The sequence below is a fragment of the Fodinibius halophilus genome (assembly GCF_011059105.1).
Lineage (GTDB): Bacteria > Bacteroidota > Rhodothermia > Balneolales > Balneolaceae > Fodinibius > Fodinibius halophilus.
The window spans coordinates 124,319-143,456 of the sequence record NZ_JAALLS010000003.1 but is presented as its reverse complement, the minus strand read 5'-3'; the positions used below and the strand labels follow the sequence as shown (position 1 = coordinate 143,456).

The 19,138-nt window shown below is 43.9% G+C and carries 16 protein-coding genes; 9 read left to right on the top strand and 7 right to left on the bottom strand.

Going from position 1 to position 19,138, the window contains the following annotated elements:
- Positions 1–122: 122 nt before the first annotated feature.
- From G3569_RS03855 to secA, 4 genes are all read right to left on the bottom strand, one after another.
- Complete coding sequence (locus G3569_RS03855; RefSeq protein ID WP_165266269.1) at positions 123–2,201, bottom strand: S9 family peptidase; 2,079 nt, start codon at positions 2,199–2,201, stop codon at positions 123–125.
- A 99-nt stretch (positions 2,202–2,300) separates the two neighbouring features.
- Positions 2,301–3,068: a monofunctional biosynthetic peptidoglycan transglycosylase gene (mtgA, locus tag G3569_RS03850; RefSeq protein WP_205720018.1), complete on the bottom strand. Its 768-nt coding sequence runs from the start codon at positions 3,066–3,068 to the stop codon at positions 2,301–2,303.
- Positions 3,069–3,130: 62 nt separating this feature from the next.
- Positions 3,131–3,889, bottom strand: coding sequence for a polyphosphate--glucose phosphotransferase (gene ppgK / locus G3569_RS03845; RefSeq protein ID WP_165266265.1), 759 nt, complete (start codon positions 3,887–3,889; stop codon positions 3,131–3,133).
- Between the two features lie 67 nt (positions 3,890–3,956).
- The gene (gene secA / locus G3569_RS03840) at positions 3,957–7,352 is read right to left on the bottom strand and encodes a preprotein translocase subunit SecA (protein WP_165266263.1); all 3,396 of its coding nucleotides are present in this window, start codon (positions 7,350–7,352) and stop codon (positions 3,957–3,959) included.
- Between the two features lie 217 nt (positions 7,353–7,569).
- Here secA and rpmH point away from each other — a divergent pair, with 217 nt between their 5' ends.
- From rpmH to yidC, 4 genes are read left to right on the top strand one after another with little or no spacing between them, the layout of a single operon-like run.
- Positions 7,570–7,725, top strand: a complete 156-nt coding sequence (gene rpmH, locus G3569_RS03835) for a 50S ribosomal protein L34 (protein WP_138430857.1) — start codon at positions 7,570–7,572, stop codon at positions 7,723–7,725.
- Positions 7,706–8,140 (top strand): ribonuclease P protein component, encoded by a 435-nt coding sequence (locus G3569_RS03830; protein WP_165266261.1) that lies wholly within the window; start codon positions 7,706–7,708, stop codon positions 8,138–8,140. Before rpmH ends, G3569_RS03830 begins: the two co-directional genes overlap by 20 nt.
- On the top strand, positions 8,137–8,370 hold the full coding sequence (gene yidD, locus G3569_RS03825; protein ID WP_165266259.1) for a membrane protein insertion efficiency factor YidD: 234 nt from the start codon (positions 8,137–8,139) through the stop codon (positions 8,368–8,370). Before G3569_RS03830 ends, yidD begins: the two co-directional genes overlap by 4 nt.
- 18 nt (positions 8,371–8,388) lie before the next feature.
- Entirely contained in the window at positions 8,389–10,209 is a 1,821-nt protein-coding gene (gene yidC / locus G3569_RS03820) for a membrane protein insertase YidC (protein ID WP_165266257.1), read from the top strand.
- Between the two features lie 5 nt (positions 10,210–10,214).
- Here yidC and G3569_RS03815 read toward each other — a convergent pair whose 3' ends face one another.
- Positions 10,215–10,388 (bottom strand): hypothetical protein, encoded by a 174-nt coding sequence (locus G3569_RS03815; RefSeq protein WP_165266255.1) that lies wholly within the window; start codon positions 10,386–10,388, stop codon positions 10,215–10,217.
- 92 nt (positions 10,389–10,480) lie between these two features.
- Between G3569_RS03815 and G3569_RS03810 the strand changes: the two genes are divergently transcribed.
- From G3569_RS03810 to G3569_RS03800, 3 genes are all read left to right on the top strand, one after another.
- The gene (locus G3569_RS03810) at positions 10,481–11,401 is read left to right on the top strand and encodes a type I restriction enzyme HsdR N-terminal domain-containing protein (protein WP_165266253.1); all 921 of its coding nucleotides are present in this window, start codon (positions 10,481–10,483) and stop codon (positions 11,399–11,401) included.
- A 75-nt stretch (positions 11,402–11,476) separates the two neighbouring features.
- Complete coding sequence (locus tag G3569_RS03805; protein ID WP_165266251.1) at positions 11,477–12,811, top strand: aminopeptidase P family protein; 1,335 nt, start codon at positions 11,477–11,479, stop codon at positions 12,809–12,811.
- A gap of 209 nt (positions 12,812–13,020) precedes the next feature.
- Complete coding sequence (locus tag G3569_RS03800; RefSeq protein ID WP_165266250.1) at positions 13,021–13,521, top strand: hypothetical protein; 501 nt, start codon at positions 13,021–13,023, stop codon at positions 13,519–13,521.
- A gap of 54 nt (positions 13,522–13,575) precedes the next feature.
- On the opposite strand, the gene G3569_RS03795 is transcribed toward G3569_RS03800, so the two are convergent.
- A complete protein-coding gene (locus G3569_RS03795) occupies positions 13,576–15,249 on the bottom strand; it encodes a UDP-N-acetylmuramoyl-tripeptide--D-alanyl-D-alanine ligase (RefSeq protein ID WP_165266248.1) in 1,674 nt (557 codons plus the stop codon).
- A 119-nt stretch (positions 15,250–15,368) separates the two neighbouring features.
- Between G3569_RS03795 and G3569_RS03790 the strand changes: the two genes are divergently transcribed.
- Complete coding sequence (locus tag G3569_RS03790) at positions 15,369–16,376, top strand: sugar phosphate nucleotidyltransferase (protein ID WP_165266247.1); 1,008 nt, start codon at positions 15,369–15,371, stop codon at positions 16,374–16,376.
- Positions 16,377–16,550: 174 nt separating this feature from the next.
- Here the strand turns inward: G3569_RS03790 and G3569_RS03785 are convergent, their stop codons facing one another.
- A complete protein-coding gene (locus G3569_RS03785; RefSeq protein WP_165266245.1) occupies positions 16,551–17,483 on the bottom strand; it encodes a cation diffusion facilitator family transporter in 933 nt (310 codons plus the stop codon).
- 121 nt (positions 17,484–17,604) lie between these two features.
- Between G3569_RS03785 and G3569_RS18880 the strand changes: the two genes are divergently transcribed.
- Positions 17,605–19,017, top strand: coding sequence for a CCA tRNA nucleotidyltransferase (locus G3569_RS18880; RefSeq protein ID WP_165266243.1), 1,413 nt, complete (start codon positions 17,605–17,607; stop codon positions 19,015–19,017).
- The last annotated feature ends 121 nt before the right edge of the window (positions 19,018–19,138 follow it).

Genomic DNA, 19,138 nt, shown 5'->3' with positions numbered 1-19,138 from the left:
CATACGATTTTTCGGTTCGTACTATCTTTTTTAGGAAGGTGAAAAAAATCCCCGGGGGAATACCGGTAGTTATAAAAAATCAGGTATTATCCCCGAGAAGAAATCGAAGCAAAAGCTTATAATTACTTTAGTTCCTCTTCGAAGAATTCGTAAATACGGCTGTATTCATCATACCAGGCATCGGGATCTTTAAAGCTATGTCGCTCTGAGGGATAGACCATCATATCGAACTCTTTGTCGCCGGACTGCACAAGTTTATCTATGTATTGTGCGGCATCCTGGAAACCCACATTGCTGTCTATGAGTCCATGTAAGATGAGTACAGGTTGTTCCAGCTCATCCACGTAATTGATAGGAGAGCTTCGGGCATAGTTGGCAGAGTCGGCCTTGGGTTCTCCCAATCGTGGCAAAGTGTACCAAGGGTTGGTGTGATAGTAATTATCCCAATTTGTGACGGCACGTAAAGCAGCTGCAGCATCAAAATAGTCAGGGGCTACGCTGGTGGCATACAAGGCCATGAATCCCCCGTAACTTCCCCCATAGATACCCGTCTTGCTGGTATCAGCCTGCGGATAGTTATCAGCAAGATAATTGATGCCGTCTATGATATCTTGGGTTTCGTACTTACCCATCCAGTTGGTTACATCTTCTCGAAATTCACGTCCGTATCCGGTGCTATGTCGATAATCGACCTCAATCACATAATATCCCTGCGCTGTGAGGTACTGATGAAACATATACTCACGATAATAGCTTGATGACCATCCTTTGTACACATTTTGTAGCGAGCCGGCACCATGCACAAACACTACAACAGGATGAGAGCTGCCCTTTTGTTTGTTCAGAGGTTCAAGAACAGACATCGAGAGCTTGGTCTCGCCATCGCGACCGGTAAACCGAATGTAATCCTCCTTTTGCCAGTCGATTTTATTGAAACGATTTGGAATAGTCTCGCTTAATCGAACTTCTTCTTGAGGATTTTGAAGGTCGAGACTGTAAAGTTCAAACGGCTGATTAAAGTAACTGTACTTATATACCAGGTGATCTTTGTCAGGACTTAATCGAAAGCCCTTGCGATATCCTGTTTTGTCAGTAAGTTTTGTGACTTTACTATTACCAATATCGAGGGTATAAATATGTCGTTCACCGGGATCTACTTTGGTAGAAGCAAAAACCATAGACTCTTTGCCGGTCCATTGTACCCAGGGGATTTCAAATGAACCCTTTGTATGTTGGCTGAGATTACTTCCATCAGGGTTTATGGTGTATATATGGTTCCATCCATCCTTTTCTGACTGGAACATCAGCGTTTGTCCTTCGGGAGCAAATTCCATCTCGGTACCGTAAAGCCATCCGTCAGTAGAATCTTTAAAAACCGTTTCCCAAGCTGATTTCTGTAGGTCATATACCTTTATTTCACGATGTTTCATGGGAGCATCCATGATATCAAGAGCAAGGTATTGGCCATCCGAACTAACGCTAGGGCTGATATATCCCTTTTTTTCAAGGATCTGGTCGATTTTACTGGAATCGAGATAGGCAATGGAATAGGTTCGTTTTGCTATACCTCGGCGTGTGGCACCCGTTTCAACGTAGTGGCCAACATACTCAGGAAAATAATACTCTTCATAGTCAGAAGTGTCGTATTGAGATAAAATAAGCTTGTCATTTCCCGCCCAGTCGGTGATGCTGTATCGCAGATCATCTTTTGAGATGTTTGTCACTTGTTTGAGCTGGGCACTTTTGATATCCAGAATCCAAACATCGCCATCCATGACAAAAGCAATACGCCTACCGTTGGGAGACCAGATAGCATTGTATTCCGGGACCTCAGAGTCAGTAAGCTGCTTTTTGTTTTCAAAGTTTAGGTCGGCTATCCACAGGTCTCCTCGTTTATTAAATAGGAGTTTATTCCCTGTGGGGGCAACCTTAAATCGCTTTTCAATATCTTTGGGGGCAAGCTTTCTGTCGCTGCCATTAAGGCTTACTTGGAATATTTCTTCTTCAGTCATTGCCGAGTCATTGGCCTGGTAATAGATATGTTGGCCATCAGGAGAAAAAGTATTTAGGTCGGGGCGATTGCCTGCCAATAACGGTTCATAGAAGATTGATTTTAAGCTCAGTGTATCAAGAGATGTCTGGGCTTTTGTAAATCCCGGTATGAGCAGTAAAAGGGTAAAAAGTGTTAAAAGTGGCTTCATTATGAATGATTCTGAAAGTTATTTTTCGTTCGATAATAAAGAAAGGATTTAAGAGAGGGGCAAGAGCGGTACATTTTTTTACGATTTTGAGGCAGGGTATTACTCTAATTTTTCCAGGTAGGTATCATTGCCCAGGTAATTCATATAGCGCATAACCCAGGCGCTGCGGCCTAACATATATTCGGAGGGGTTATCAAGATTATAACGTTTTGGGGCCGGAAGAGCCGTTACCATAAAGGCACTTTCCCATTTTGAGAGTTGTTTCGCAGATTTGTTAAAGTAGCGCTGGGCGGCAGCTTCGGCACCATAAACACCATCCCCAAATTCCACAATATTTAAATATACTTCGAGGATCCTTTCTTTCGACCAAAGGAGCTCAATCGTGAGAGCAAGATAGGCTTCGACTCCTTTTCGCAGGTATGACCGGCTTGGCCATAAAAAAAGATTCTTGGCAACTTGTTGCGTGATAGTACTGGCGCCCCGGAGATCTGCTCCTTGTTTATGTTCATTAATCGCCTTTTGGATAGAGTTGACATCAAGTCCCCAGTGATTGGCAAAGCGTTGATCTTCTGATGAGATAGCTGCCATTTTGAGGTGTGGCGAAATCTCATCATCAGATATCCAGTGGTATTGAATATCCAGCGATTGGCTATTTTGCCTTGCTTCATACTGTCTTTGTAATATGAAAGAAGTTGTGGGAGGAGGAATCCAGCGAAGCAATAAAACGATAAATATCGATAACAAGAATATTCCTGCAATTAAGCGGGAGAGATAATGCCCAAACTGAGCTGTATAAGACCGGTATTTGAAAAGTTCTGTTTCTTCAACTTCTCTGGAAAGCTGTTGAAAGCTATAGTAGTCATCCATGGTAGAGTATAAAGACGACGATTGCTTTATATATGTCGGCATTTATGGCACTAACATCAGAGCTAGCGATAGAATACTTCGTTACCCTTGTTGCTGGCAACCATAGCCGCACCAACGATACTGGCCTCATTTTGAAATTCCGCGGCCTTAAAGGCGGTGTTTATTTTAATATATGGAAATGTTTTTTTGGCCTTTTTGCTGAGTTGTCCGCCCAGAATAAACAGGTTGGGGTGAAAGATCTTTTCGAAATGTTCCAGCACGGTTTCTAAACGTTTGGCCCAGATTTTTTTGCGGAGATTTTCTTCTTTTCGGGCTTTGTTAGAGGCATGTTTTTCAACGGTGGTGCCATCAATCTCAAGGAGGCCCAACTCTGTGTTTGGCACCAGTTTGCCATCCATAAAAAGGGAAGAGCCGATACCGGTACCCACCGTGAGCACGATGGTAAGCCCGCTTTGGTTTATACCTGCTCCAAAATGCATTTCTGCCAAACCGGTGGCGTCGGTATCATTTATAATAGTGACAGGATTATCGGTGATATCAGAAAAAAGTTGCTCAGCATTGGCATCTATCCAAGATTTGTCGATACGTCTTGCTGATAAAACAATGCCGTTATTGACAGGAGCAGGGAAGGCACATCCTACAGGACCATCCCACTCAAACTCATTGCTCACCATATGATGCATCTGAGCTAAGACTTTGTGTGGGGTACTATCCTCGAGTGGGGGAGTGCTTTTATATTCCGATATTATTTCACCTTTTTCGGTATCAACAATGCATCCTTTGATACCATAACTCCCGATATCAATTCCCAGTATTTCCATATTGCCGAATATAGGTTAATGGTTAAAGTTATTGGTTGTATGCCATCCATTAACCAATAACGGTACGCTATTTTTCGATTAGAACCCAGCCGTCTTCTTCAACTTTGCGTTTGGCCTTTTTCCATTTGATATCGATGACTTCGCCGCTGCTCATGTTCTGAATTTTGACGTAGTCGTTACGTCCCGGTTCTTCTTCAACGGTTACCGGTTGTGGCTTTTGGTCGCTCCGTTCCTGTTGTCCGCCGTTTGGCTGTGCCTGTCCGGACTTGAAGCCCATATTGGTAGCATCGGAGTGCTTGGTCTTGGCTTGGTTCATATCCACTTTGGCACGCTCTTCGGGTGCTTGTTGTAGTTTTTCCTGGTCAGCTTGCATCTCAGGGATCGCCTTCCAGATCAGAGAAATGGCCTCTTGGTTAACATCATCAAGCAGCTGCTTAAACATCTCAAATGCTTCGCGCTTGTATTCTAGGAGGGGATCTTTTTTCCCATACGCACGCAGGCCAATACCTTCTTTAACGGCATCCAGCTCGCGGAGGTGGTCCATCCATTTATTATCAATAGTAGAAAGAACCGCCGTACGCTCAAGGGCACGTGCAATTTCATGCCCTTCATTTTCGAGTGCCCGGTCTACATCTACCACTACTCGCATGCGGCGAATTCCGTCAGTGAAGATAACCTGCACCTTGGAAGGCTTGTTTTCGGCTTCCGACTCTTCAATATTTTTGATCACCTCATAGATAGGTTCAGAGATCATCTGTTCTTTTTGATCATAAACCTCGTATGCTCGCTCAATAATGTGATCAATGAGCACGTCAGGTCCCATTTGGCCCATCTCTTCGCGATCAAGTTGGATATCAACAGCTAAGAATCGAAGTATGGTATCTTTTATTTCATCGAGCTCACCTTCAGGATAGTGTTCATCAACTACATTTTCGACGAGTTCTTCAAGCATGTCGTAGAGGTCACTACGTAGCTCATCACCTTCGAGGGCGTGTTTACGTCGTTTATAGATAACTTCACGCTGATTGTTGAGCACGTCATCGTATTCCAGCTGTTTCTTACGAATGCTGAAGTTGTTTTGCTCAACCTTTGATTGTGCCCGTGCCAGTGATTTGGTAATCCAGGAGTGGGTAATAACTTCGCCTTCTTCAAAGTTGAGGCGATCCATTACGCTGGCAACACGATCAGAGCCAAACAGCTGCATCAGGTCATCTTCCAGAGATACAAAGAATTGGGATTCCCCGGGATCTCCCTGACGACCGGCACGTCCGCGAAGCTGCAAGTCAATACGTCGAGATTCGTGTCGGGCAGTACCGAGGATAGCCAACCCGCCTTTCTCTTTAACACCGGGAGCCAGTTTAATATCGGTACCACGGCCCGCCATGTTCGTAGCCACGGTAACGGCACCGGGCTGGCCGGCATTTTCTACAATTTCACTTTCCCGTGCGTGATGCTTGGCGTTTAATACGTTATGAGGAATGTCGGCACGTTTGAGCATTCGGCTGATGGTCTCAGACACATCAACGCTGGTAGTACCTACGAGTACGGGTTGCCCTTTTTCGTGATATTCACGGATTCTTTCAATGGACGCATTATATTTTTCACGCTTGGTGCGGAATACGAGATCCTCTTTATCATCCCGGATTACCGGTTCATTAGTGGGGATGATTACGACGTCAAGGTCATATATCTCATTGAATTCTCCCTCCTCAGTTGCAGCAGTACCAGTCATTCCGGAAAGCTTATTGTACATCCGGAAGTAGTTTTGCAGCGTAATGGTAGCGTAGGTCTGAGTAGAAGCTTCAACACTCACATTCTCTTTGGCTTCAATAGCCTGGTGCAAACCATCAGAATATCGGCGTCCCGACAGTACACGACCTGTATGCTCATCTACAATTTGGACTTTGCCTTCTTGAACAATGTATTCTTCTTCGCGTTCAAAAAGGGTATAGGCTTTTAGCAGCTGGTTGATAGTGTGGATGCGGTCGCTGCGTTCGGCAAACAGGCGGTGAAGTTCATTGAAACGTCGTTCGCGTTCCTGTGCTACTTCCTGCTTGGCTTCTTCAATCTTTTTCTCTTTATATTCTTCGCTAAAGTCATCGTTTTGTTTGATCTCTTCGATTTTTTCTTCGCGAAGCTCATCAATTTCTTCATCAATAATAGTGGTTTCGGTACCCAGGTCAGGGATTACGAAAAACTCTTTATCTTCATCATCCCGCAGAATAAACTCTCGACCCTTTTCGGTCATTTCCAGGTTATTCATCTTCATATCTACCGAATAGTATAGCTCTTCATCTACTTCCGGCAGGCGGCGGGCATTGTCCTGCAAGTAAAAAGCTTCGGTCTCTTGAACAAGCTTTTGGTTCTGTGGAATCTGCATCATTTTGCGGAACTTCTTGTTCTTTGGAAATCCACGCTGTGCGCGATACAGTGCGAGCCCCGCTTTCTCTTCATTCCCTTTTTCCATCTCTTCCTGGGCTTCTTTGACAAGGGAAGCAACAAGTTTTTTCTGAGCTTTAACCAGTGATTCTACCCGGGGTTTCAGTTCTTCATATTTCTCAGAGCGGTTATCTTCCGGTACGGGACCTGAAATGATAAGTGGAGTACGGGCTTCATCAATAAGAATAGAGTCAATCTCATCAATAATGGCGAAGTTATGATCACGTTGCACAAGCTGGTCGGAGTTGACGACCATATTATCGCGCAAGTAATCGAAGCCGAACTCATTATTTGTGCCGTAGGTGATATCGGCTTGATAAGCTTCGCGACGAGGTTCGGAGTTCGGATCATAGAGGTCAACACAATCAACTTCGAGACCGTGGAAGTTAAACAGCGGTTCATTCCATTCGGCATCACGTTTTGCCAGGTAGTTGTTAACCGTTACAATATGGACACCGCGGCCACTTAATGCATTGAGGTAAGCCGGCATAATAGCGGCCAGTGTTTTACCTTCACCCGTTTTCATTTCAGCAATTTTACCCTGGTGCATGGCAACAGCGCCGGCAAGCTGTACGTCGTAGGGCACCATACCCCATTCGTTCATGCTGCCGCCGACCATCCATTTTTCGCCAAGGAAGCGCCGGCACGTATCTTTCATTACGGCAAAGGCCTCGGGCAGGATCTCATCCAGAACATCTTCAATGATGTCTGTTTGTTCTTGTTCAAGCTCTTCGAGTTCTTCGGCCAGTTCACGGCGTCGGTTTACCGAGAGTTCATCGCTGCTGTTCAGCGTGTCTTTAATAGAGGCGATCTCCTCTTCCACTTCGGCAGTGGCGTCACTAATTTTCTGCTTGAAGGATTCGGTCTTCTGTTTGAGCTCTTCATCCGAAAGCTCTTCCATTCCCTCATAGTGCTCATTTATTTCTTCCACTATGGGCCAGATCCTTTTGAGGTCACGCTCGCTCTTGGATCCGAAAATACTCGTTAAAAGATCACTAACTTTATCACCTAATGTGTCGAACATAGAAAAGTTTTGTCTCGTGCAATTAATATGATTTGTGAAAGTTACAGTTTACGCAGAGCCTGTTCAAATTAATTAACGGTATAATTCCGCATTTTTTACCAGTAGACCTCTACATATGCATTAAATGTAACCGATAAATTATGGTTCTTATTGTCTAAATTTATTTTTATTTTATGGGTCTGTATCAGAAGCGAATTCTCATAAATCGATTTTAGTCATGAAACGTACGTATCAACCAAGCAGTCGTAAACGAAAAAACAAGCATGGTTTCCGAAAGCGTAATAGTAGCAAGAACGGAAAGAAAGTGTTGAAGAAGCGTCGTCAAAAAGGACGCCACAGTATCACTATTAGTGATGAACAAGGGCCGAAGTAACCACTCTTCGACCTCTGGCAATGATTTAGGCTTATCCAAAGCTAAAATCCTGAGGGGCCGAAAGAATTTTAAGCGCCTTTTTGAAAAGGACGCTTATATTTTCCGTCATAAGTATGTAAATCTACGGTTTCAGATTGTTGATAATACTTCTTTCGGCTGCCTTATGGGCTTTATTGTACGGAAAAGTTTGGGTAAAGCAAATAAACGAAATAGAATGAAACGGCTTCTTAAAGAAGCTTATCGGCTTCATCAACATACGTTATCGGCCTTCCTCCGGGAGACAGAGCTTACTTTTCATGGAGCACTCATGGCCAATGCTGTTGATGTGCCCTATAAAGATGTTGAGCAAGATGTAGTAGTATTGCTCGAACAAGTGCGCGATCAACTTCCTACCATTTTGTCCGCCCATTCATGAAATACCTGTTTATTGGACTTGTCCGCTTATATCAGCTAGTTATTTCTCCGTGGATGCCAAGCAGCTGCAGGTATCATCCTACATGCAGTCAATACAGTATTGAAGCTTTTCGAAGGCATGGGGCTATTAAAGGGTTTTGGCTTACCGCAAAGCGTATTGCACGTTGCCACCCCTGGACCGAAGGAGGTCATGATCCTGTACCCGAGCACAAAAAGAATTCAAAAATTTAATTTAACTGAGGATTTCTCTTGGATCGTAATACCGTAACCGGCTTAGTGTTAATATTTATAGTGATGGTTGCCTGGGGCTACTTTAGCATGCCATCAGAACAGGAATTGCGTGAACGTCAGGCACAAGCGCGTCAAGACAGTATTGCTGCTGCTCAGGCAGACAGCCAGCGAGCAAAGACGATGGCACAAAATGAGGATAGCCAGCAGCAAGATGTGGAAGAAGCACAGGCTTCACCAGAACCACAGCAGCAAACGTTGCGTTCTGAACAGGAAGAACCACAAAATATGGGAGCATTTTCAGCTGCCAGTGTCGCTGATACTTCTGAAATTGTAGTTAAGACTCCCCTGTACCGGGCAACATTTACAAATCTCGGAGCAGGGCCTTCGCAGATAACGCTCAAAGATTACGAGACGTGGGATCATAAGCCTGTGCATATGATTAAAGATACGACGCAATCTGCGTACTCCATGGGCTTTCTGACCAGTGAAAATTATAATGTTGAGACGAATGACCTGGTGTTTGAACCCCTTACCAATGCTGATTCGCTGACTGTAGCAAAAGGTGATTCGGCACAGGTTCGGTATGCTCTTAACATCAGCGACAGTAAGCGCATAGTTTATACGTATACCCTGTCGGGAGATTCTCACCAGTTCGGGCTCGATGTTACTTTTGAAGGATTGGAGCGCGATATTATTGGTGGTACAGTTGATTTTGGATGGACCTCTCCACTTAATTTCACCGAGAAAGATCCCACACTGGAATCTACTTACTCTTCGGCCTATGTTTATACTGGGGGAGAGATGGAGCGGTTAAAGCTAGATGAAGCAGGACGCAATACCCAAGATTACAATGGTACTATCGATTGGGTGGCAACTCGCACAAAGTTCTTTACGCAAATTATTAAGACTCCAAATTCTACACAGGGCGCCCATCTTGTTGGTGAACAGACGGGAGAAAGCGGGAAGATGACGACTGATCATAATTACAAGTCGTTTATTACAACGGACATCTCTCCCAAAGGAAAAGCAGCTTTTAGTTTGTTTGCCGGTCCAATGGACTATCACGCATTGTCCTCTTATGATGCCCAGACATATGGGATGGTAGATACCGGGTACTCTTGGTTAAGCTGGATGTCGGACCCTCTCGTAACGTATCTTATTATTCCGTACTTCGATGCAGCTGAAAATTATATGAGCATCGGTTTTGCGATTATCTTATTTGCTATACTCATTAAGATGGTTCTGTACCCGCTTACAAAGAAGAGTTACCGTAGTATGGCTGCAATGAAAGAGCTGCAGCCTAAGATGCAGGAGATTAAAGAGAAGTATGAAGATGACCCGGAAAAACAGCAGAAAGAAACAATGAAGCTGTATAAAGAGGAGGGCGTAAATCCGCTGGGTGGATGTTTGCCCAACCTGTTACAGTTACCAATTTTAATTACTCTTTGGCGTTTCTTCCAGAACTCGATCTTAATTCGTCAGCAGGAATTTCTGTGGGCAGGTGACCTTTCAGCACCGGATTATATATTAAACCTTCCTTTTGAAGTTCCGTTTCTTGGTGATCAGCTTGCCGGTTTTGTACTGTTGATGACAGCAGCAATGATGGCACAAAGCAAACTTACCGGCGGTATGGGACCCGGTGGTGGCGGCGGTGGAGCAGCCGGCGGACCGAATATGAAGGCACTGCAATATATTTTCCCCTTCATGCTGTTGTTTATTTTTAACAACTTTGCTGCGGGATTAAGTCTCTACTATCTCATATATAACGTAGTATCTATTGGGCAGCAGCTGATTATTTATCGCCAAATGGATAAAGAAAAAGAGATGGCAAACGCCTAAACAGCCTAACGTGTATGAAGCAGAAAGGCTCCGGATTTCGGGGCCTTTTTTGTTTGAGAGGGCTTTGCAAAACCTTTGATTTCGTCATCCTGAGCTTGTCGAAGAATCTCCAGTATCCATCTGCTGCCGTTGAAAGGGAGATCCTTCATTACATTCAGGATGGCTGCCTGGTTTTGCAAAGGTCCCTTTGAATGATTATGGCCAACGTATTGGCTATGCAGTTTTTTCGAATTGCCTTTAAGCCTATTTTAAAATTTCTATATTTGTAGCTATGTCTACTATTGTTGAACATGCATATCCCCGGGTGGCGTGGCGAAATCGCCAGAAGATGTTATGGAATCCTATCCATAAGAAAGCCTTAAAAAACCTACCGGAAGAGCGGGTACGTCTGCGCGTTATTGAGGCTCTTATGCAATTTGGATGGTCAAAAAATCGTATGTCGACCGAAGAGTCTATTGGCAGTATAGGAGATACGGATATGCGGACGGATATTATTTGCTATGACCGGCAATTTGAACCGATGCTGTTGGTTGAATGTAAAGCCGAACATATTCCTATATCCGAAAAAGCGGCAGAGCAAGTTGGGCGATATAACAGGAATGTGAATGCACCCTATTTGTTGCTAACAAATGGGATAAGTGACTACTGGTATGCCATTGACAGCGAATCGGACAAAGTTATGCAGAGAGATGAGCGTCCACCGTTTCTGGATGACAGCAGTGAGGGTATGAAGCCTGACTTCACGTATTGGAAAGATCGTGGATTTGCCGGTGAAAAAGCCTCCTCAAAATTGCAAGAGTGGATACAGAAGGCTTATTCTCAATTTTGGCTTGCAAAAGATCAGCAGGTTCAATACTTAAATTTTGGGGATGGTCCTTCGGATGTGGATTTAAGTCACTATTATCGAATTAATGCGGTGGCCGAAGATCGTCGTATTGCTGTTAGTACCCTAAATACGGCATTTGGAGGCAACCGAATGATCATCATTTTAAACGAGGAAGATGAAAATAAGGCCGTGTTAGAAATTAATCTCGATCTGCTTGATGATGAAAAGAAGGGTAACAGTGGCCTGTATTCCAAAGATGGTATTCGAACCTTTGATCTCAATGACTATTGGGAGTTGTGGCAGCTAAAAGAGATGTCCGAAATTGCAGAACAGGCCAATGATATTTTCTCTGAGTATGTAGAGTAGATAACAGGTGATTTAGTTTCTTCGATACGATTTTTCTCGTAAGTTCCAGATTCCATTTTCATTAAACAATTTCTTATGCATCATTTACACCGCGAAAAATTATTTTCACTACTTGACGATGAAGAATCTGCCATTGTTTATATGAAGGGGGCTGATCTCATGTATCGGTACAATACCGATTATGAGTTCCCTTTCCGGCAGGAGTCGAATTTTTGGTACCTAACGGGAGTAAATGAACCGGATTTCCATCTCGTTTTGGATCTCCAAAAGCAGGAGTATCACCTTTTTGCCCCGAAACGTGATGCACAATATGCGGTTTGGCACGGTCGGGTGAAATCCAAAGAGCAGCTGCAAGAAGAATACCAGCCTGATCACTTGCATTATGAAAATAAACTGCCCCAGGTGCTTAATGAAATTGATCCTGATAAAATATACTGTATTGAAGAGGAGCAAGCTGAGTTTATCGAAGAGTTTGAACGCAAGCTTCCCATTGATCTGGATACGCTTGATGATGCCATTACACATTGTCGGGTATTTAAAACAGAGTGGGAGCTGGATCAGATGCGAGAAGCTGCACGGGTGAATAATATTGCTCACCGAGCGGTACTTGATGCCCTGGAGCCGGGGAAATATGAGCATGAGCTGAAAGCCATTTTTGATTATCATCAGATTAAAAATGGATTGATGCAGGATGCCTATAACGGCATTTTTGCGGCCGGTGAAAACAGCGCTATTCTACACTACGTAGAGAATAACCGCGAAGTGAAAGACGGTGATCTTTTCTTGATTGATGCCGGTTATGAATGCAATGGTTATGCTTCGGATTATACAAGAACCTATCCCGCGAATGGGAAGTTTACAGCTACCCAAGCCGAGATTTATGAGGCCGTTCTTGAAGCTCAAAAGCAAGTTATTGAGGGTTCCGAACCGGATGCTAAGATGGAAGATCTGCATATTTTGGCGGCGCGCGTGATGATGCAGGGACTTAAAGATGCTGATATTGTCAGTGGCTCTATTGATGACCTGATGGAAGAGGATATCTTTGCACTATTTTTTCCCCATGGGCTGGGACACTTCCTTGGTTTGGATACGCATGATGTAGGAGGCTACCCCAAAGGAGTAGAGCGGATTGAACGTCCCGGGATTAAATACCTGCGCATGCGGCGGACGCTGCAGCCCGGTATGGCACTGACTATAGAGCCCGGTCTCTATTTTGTGCCTGCGCTGTTAAAACCGGCGCTGGAAGATGAGAAGTCTTCTAAGTTTTTGAATGCCTCAAAGCTTAATGAGATGATGGACTTTGGTGGGGTACGCATCGAAGATAATCTGATTATTACCGAGGATGGGTATGAAAATATGACCGATGTGCCCAAAGAGCGAGATGAAATCGAAAAAGTAATGGCCGACTAAATTCATTTCACGGTGCTGCCACTTTTAGTGGCGGTACTTTTTTATTTCTTTCGCCCGAAAGTAGGTCTTGAGCATTGAGGGATTAAATTATTTTTATTATCAAGCTGAGTGACAACATTTATCGGGATTAACCGTCTGATTGATAAGCAGCTTTGATAGGTTATTCAATAACCTTTTATCCAAACTAATTATTAAAATTGTATTACAATATGTTTAGAGACAAAAAAGTATTTTTTAGTAACGTACTAACCCTTTGTGGATTTCTTCTTTGTACCTTAATGATAACCCCAACTGTATATAGCCAAGAAACAGATGATGTAGAAATTACCGGATCAATGAAAATAAGCGGTATTTCTCCCATGGTAGGGGCAAACTTTAATTTTGGAGAGAATAATACCATTCGGACACTTGGATTTTTCCATGTTAACCGATCTGGTGTACGGGATAACTTTTTTCTGGATGTGAGCTATCTCAGGAAGTTTGGATTGACCGATACGGAAGACGTAAATACATATTGGGGGATAAATCTCCATTTACAATTTGAAGATCCCACTATTGGTCCTGGTGCTATATTTGGAACCTCCTATAGCCTAAGTGAGCACTTTGCTATTTTTGGGGAAGCAGGACTAAATGTTTTTATCTTAGATGATAGTGGTTTTGGAGGGTTTGGGATGTTAAACTCAGGCTTGGGGATAGAAGTGAAATTTTAAATCTGAGACATAGATACCATCGCTTTGAGCGATGGTATCTATATTAAAATATGTTTACTCGTTAAAACTATCAGGTAGATCATTTTCGTAGAGGATGATATCGCCGTTCTGGGCAAAGTCTTGAACCTTCTCATTAGCTTCATTTAAGCTATTGACGGTTTGTACTTTTTGCATGTCGAAGTCGGTAGAGGCAATCCCTTCTTTAATAGGTTTGGTTTGTTGTTGCCCTACAAGAACGGCCAAGTCTAAATCAGCTTCGCCAATTTGCACGCCAAACTGGTAGTTTTTCTCTGCCTGAAGTTCACCAAGTTCAATCATTCCCGGCGTGATGATGATACGCCTGCCGGTATCAAATGCGGAGAGTGTTTCCACAGCATTGCGTGCCCCCACGGGATTAGAGTTGAAGGCATCATCAATAACAGTCAGCTCTCCCTGTTTCTTAAGCTCCAGCCTATGTTCTACCGGTGCTATTCTGCTCGCAGCCATCGCCATGGTAGTTAGGCGGATATCTAATGCTCTCGCAACACCGACAGCCAATAGCATGTTTTGGACATTATGGGAGCCCAGAAGTTTCATATTAAAAGTTTCGCTATCTCCATTGGAAGTAACGGTAAACTGCATTCCATCGGGGCCATACTGAATATTGGTGCCCCGTATGTCGCCTTTTTCAAGCCCTACTTTGGTGATCTCCAGATCATCCCGGAGTTCAGCCATAGCATGCACGCGTTTGTCATCTGCATTGAGTACTGCTTTTCCGTTGGGCTGGGTTCGGCTTACTATCGTAGATTTTGTACGTGCTATAGCATCCTGAGATCCAAAGGTTTCTAAGTGTGCCACGCCCACATTGGTAACTACCGAAATATCCGGTTCAGCAATATCACAAAGTTCATCGATGTTCCCTTCATAGCGTGCTCCCATCTCAAGTACCAGCACTTGGTGTTGAGCCTCCAGATCGTTGTTGATAACTTTGCATATCCCCATAGGAGTGTTGTAGCTGCCCGGTGTGGAGCAGACCGCATAGCGTTCACTAAGCAGATCGCGGATCATGAATTTCGTACTGGTTTTACCATAGCTGCCGGTGATAGCAATGACCGTAAGTTCGGGCATTTGGGAGAGCTTTTTTTGGGCCAGCTTTATGAAATGACGATGCACATACGCTTCTATCGGTTTTGTTAGGGTCCCTGCTATAAATATAAGGAAGGGAATTAAGGCATTGGCAAAAACCCATCCGAATCCCAGAAGGTACATGTCAGCGGCATACAGCCCCTGGTTTTTGAGTCCATAGCCGGTAAAGGGAATACGACCGCTATACGAGATATAAGTAACGAGTATAGGAAGCAGTAATGATAAAATTACAAAAGGCACGGTGAGGCGAATCATTCGCGGGGTGAAAACAAGAGGCTTTTTAACCTCCTCATTTCCGTAGTAGTTAAAGGGGGCAAACCAGAAGATGCCGAATAGGCTTAAAATAACTATCGCGGTACTTCCTGTTACGGTATTCGACATAACAAAGAGCAGAACTACGATAACAATATTGTACAATATATGCTCCGGGGTAACTACACGCCTATTCCAATTGTCGAAGAGCCAGTGCCAGTACTCATTAAGTTTATAACCGTGCTGCTGAAAGATATGTAAGAAAAAACGTCCTCTTAGAAAGGTATGTCTCGCCAGTACAATTACGAAGGCGAGAATGAGGAGATCAATAAAATGTAAATACCAATTCAAATTGAAGCTGTTTATTAAAGAATTAATAAGTGACAAGTGGTCGCTAAAGTATGGAACTTCCGTTATATTAACGCGCTAAACAAATTAGATAATCTTTCATCTAAAATTCGTTGAAATATATGAAATTAATAATCCCAATGGCAGGTCGTGGAACAAGAGTTCGGCCCCATTCACATACGGTTCCCAAACCTTTACTTCCCGTAGCAGGAAAAATGATTGTGGAGCGTATTGTAGAGACATTTGCGCGAACATTAGATCGTGATATTAATGAAATTGTATTTATTCTGGGGCCTGATTTTGGGCAAGAGATTAAGGATGCTTTGCAAGCGATGAGTGATCGTCAGGGAGCAAAGGCGACCTTCCGCGTGCAGGAGACTGCCGAGGGAACAGCCCATGCCGTTTATTGTGCAGAGGAGGACTTGAGCGGAGAATGCATTATTGTTTTTGCAGATACTATATTTGATATGGAAGGTTCCGTTTCTATTGAGGATGCCGATAGTGTTGTTTGGCTGAAAGAAGTGGAAGATCCCTCCCGCTTTGGCGTGGCCGTAGAACAAGATGGCAAGATTACTGATTTCGTCGAAAAGCCGGATGAGCCGATCTCAAATCTCGCTATCATTGGGGTGTATTATTTTAAAGAAGGAGAGCAGCTCAAAAAAGAAATTGAGTACCTGCTTGATAATGATGTTCGTGGTCATGGCGGAGAGTTTCAGCTCACCGATGCCCTGGATCGACTACTTAAAGATGATAAAATATTTCGCAAAGCCACGGTTGACCAGTGGTTGGATTGTGGAACACTGCCGGCATGGCGCGAAACTTCCGGTATCATTGTTGAAAAAGAGTATGAAGAGATTGATGAAGATCGCTTTCCCGGTACAAAAATTATCCCTCCGGTGTATATTGGAGATGATGTAGAGCTTGAAAACTGTATTGTCGGTCCTAAAGCAAGTATCGCTGAAGGAAGTACGCTTAAGAAGTGTACCGTTAAAAACAGCCTCATCCAGGAGCATGCAACCCTTGAAGACTGTACAATCGAGGATTCAACCATCGGTCGACATACCGAGCTGAAAGATGTTGATCAAGAAGTACATCTGGGCGACCATACAAAGATTGGCGTTGAGGTTTAACTTATTGAGTAGTGAGATATTGAGATATGAGTATTGAGTAAGGGAAAGTAATTCCTGATATCAGAAGAAATCAGCTTGCAGCGTATTGAAAAAGCGGTGGAAGAAAAGATGCTCGATGGATAGAATTGCTCATGCCAATCTCAATACTTTATACTCACTACTCAATATTATCTCTCAAATAAAATCTTTCAGCGGGCGCTGTTGGTCGGCGTCTTTTAATGTATCGTGCACCTCTTCGTGATGTCCTTCCGGTTCTAAATGGATGGTGACAATGACATCTCCGTTTACCGCATTTATTAGATTCTTTTCAAGCATTGTTGAATCGTCATGCGCTTTTTTTAGGCTCACTTCTTCTTCAAAAACAGCATGCAGCTCTATCCAGGTCGTGTTGCCGGTTGTACGATGTCGTAAATTGTGAACATCGATCATTGATCCGGGGAAATCCTTGGAAAGCTCTTGGCGAATTGAAGTATCGATAGCGGGATTTCGGGAATCCATCAACCCATCGATTGCATATTTTAGTAGCTTGCCCCCCTCATATATAATATAGAATGCCAGCAATATTGCGACCAGGGAATCCAGAATTATAAAGTTAGTGAACTTTATAATTAGCAGAGTTGCCACGGCTCCGGCACTGGTCCATACATCGGTAAGAGTATGTTTGCCGTTGCTGATTACCATCATATTTTCTTCGCGGCGACCTACTTTTAGCAAGTAGGTTCCAAGCACAAGATTGATGATTCCTGCACCGCCGATCAGGTAAACACCGCTCATAAGTTCTTTAAGATGGTGGCCAAATAGGTAGTTCTCCACCGACTGATAGATAATAGTAATACCTGCTATGGTGATGACGGCTCCTTCAACGCCAACCGATAGAAATTCCACGCGTTCATGCCCATAAAGGTGCTTGTCATCAGCAGGTTTGTTGCTCAGCATTAATCCATAATAGACAAAAGAGACCGCCAGAACGTGTATAACGGATTCGGCAGCATCAGAAAGGGCGGTGGTAGAACGGGTAATCCAGAAGCCGCTGAGCTTTAACCCTAACGACACAAAGGATACCAATAAGCTAATAAGTAACGCTTTTTTTGCCGGTGATCTTTCCACGGTAATATGTTGGTGATCAGTTGGCTAAAAGATTAAGCAAAGAATACCTGAAAGCAAGCGTTTTTGTTCTTATTTTTACGCTCATTTTCAGACTAGTAATTATTGAACAAAGAAAGGGCCCGTGGAAGATATCCCTGAGCAACACCAAGAAGTATTTGAAGTTATATCCGAGGCCGGAGAAGCCGTAGGCCAGGATGTGTATGTGGTAGGTGGCTATGTACGTGATTTTTACCTGAACAGGACTAAAGATGCCGACGAGCAGGATATCGATTTCGTGACTATAGGGTCGGGAATCGAGCTGGCAAAAGAGATTTCTGAACGACTGGGTGCCGATAATTTATCTGTTTTTAAGCAGTTCGGGACCGCACATATTCGATATGAGAATATGGATCTTGAGTTTGTTGGCGCACGCAAGGAGAGTTACAGCCGCGACTCTCGCAAGCCTATTGTGGAAGATGGTACGCTGGAAGACGATCAGCTGCGCCGTGACTTTACTATTAATGCCCTTTCATGGTCGCTCAACAAAGACAACTTCGGCCAGCTTATTGATCCCTTTGAGGGAATACAGGATCTGAAAAAGCAGCTCATCCGAACCCCGGTAGATCCGCTTAAGACCTTTGATGATGATCCGTTGCGCATGATGCGGGCCATTCGGTTTGCCACACAGCTGCAGTTTGATATTGAGTCGCAGACCTATCGCGGCATTGAGGAGATGGCCGACCGCATTGAAATTATTTCTAAAGAGCGGATTATCGAAGAGCTCAATAAGATTGTGATGGCCCCGAAACCTTCTATCGGCTTTGCTCATCTGTTTAAGACTGGATTGCTACATCACTTTTTCCCTGAACTGGTAAAGCTGCACGGGGTCAAAGAGGTGCGTGGAGTTCGTCATAAAGATAATTTTTGGCACACCTTAAAGGTGCTTGATAATGTTGCCAAAAAGGGCGGTGATTTATGGCTGCGCTGGGCGGCAATCATGCACGATATTGCCAAACCGGCTACGCAAAAGTTTGAGCCGGGCACCGGCTGGACCTTTCATGGACACGATGCGCTTGGGGCACACTGGGTTAAAGGAATTTTTCGTCGACTGGGGTTACCGTTGGATGAGCGGATGCGTTACGTGCGAAAGCTCGTGCGGCTACACCTGCGGCCTATTGCGTTGGTTTCTGATGAGGTGACCGACAGTGCGGTACGCCGCCTTATTTATGAGGCGGGTGATGATATCGAGGATCTCATGCTGTTGTGCCGTGCCGACATTACCAGCAAGAACGATTACAAGGTAAAACGGTATAACCAGAACTTTGATCGCGTGGAAGAGAAAATTCAGCGCGTAGAAGAGAAAGATCGCATGCGTAATTGGACCAACCCGATAAGCGGTGATGAAATTATGGATGCACTGGATATCTCTCCCGGTCCTGTTATTGGTGATATTAAGGATGCAATTAAAGAGGCCATATTAGACGGGGAGATTCCAAACGAGCATGAGGCTGCCTATAATTATATGCTGGAGATTAAAGACGAGTATGTTAGTTAATAGTTATTTGTTATTGGTCAGGTAACATTAAAAATGTTGGTTAACATAGTGTAGATAAGTCATAAGGCTTGATGTCATCCTGAACCATGTACTGAGTTTATCAGCCGAAGCCATACCTACA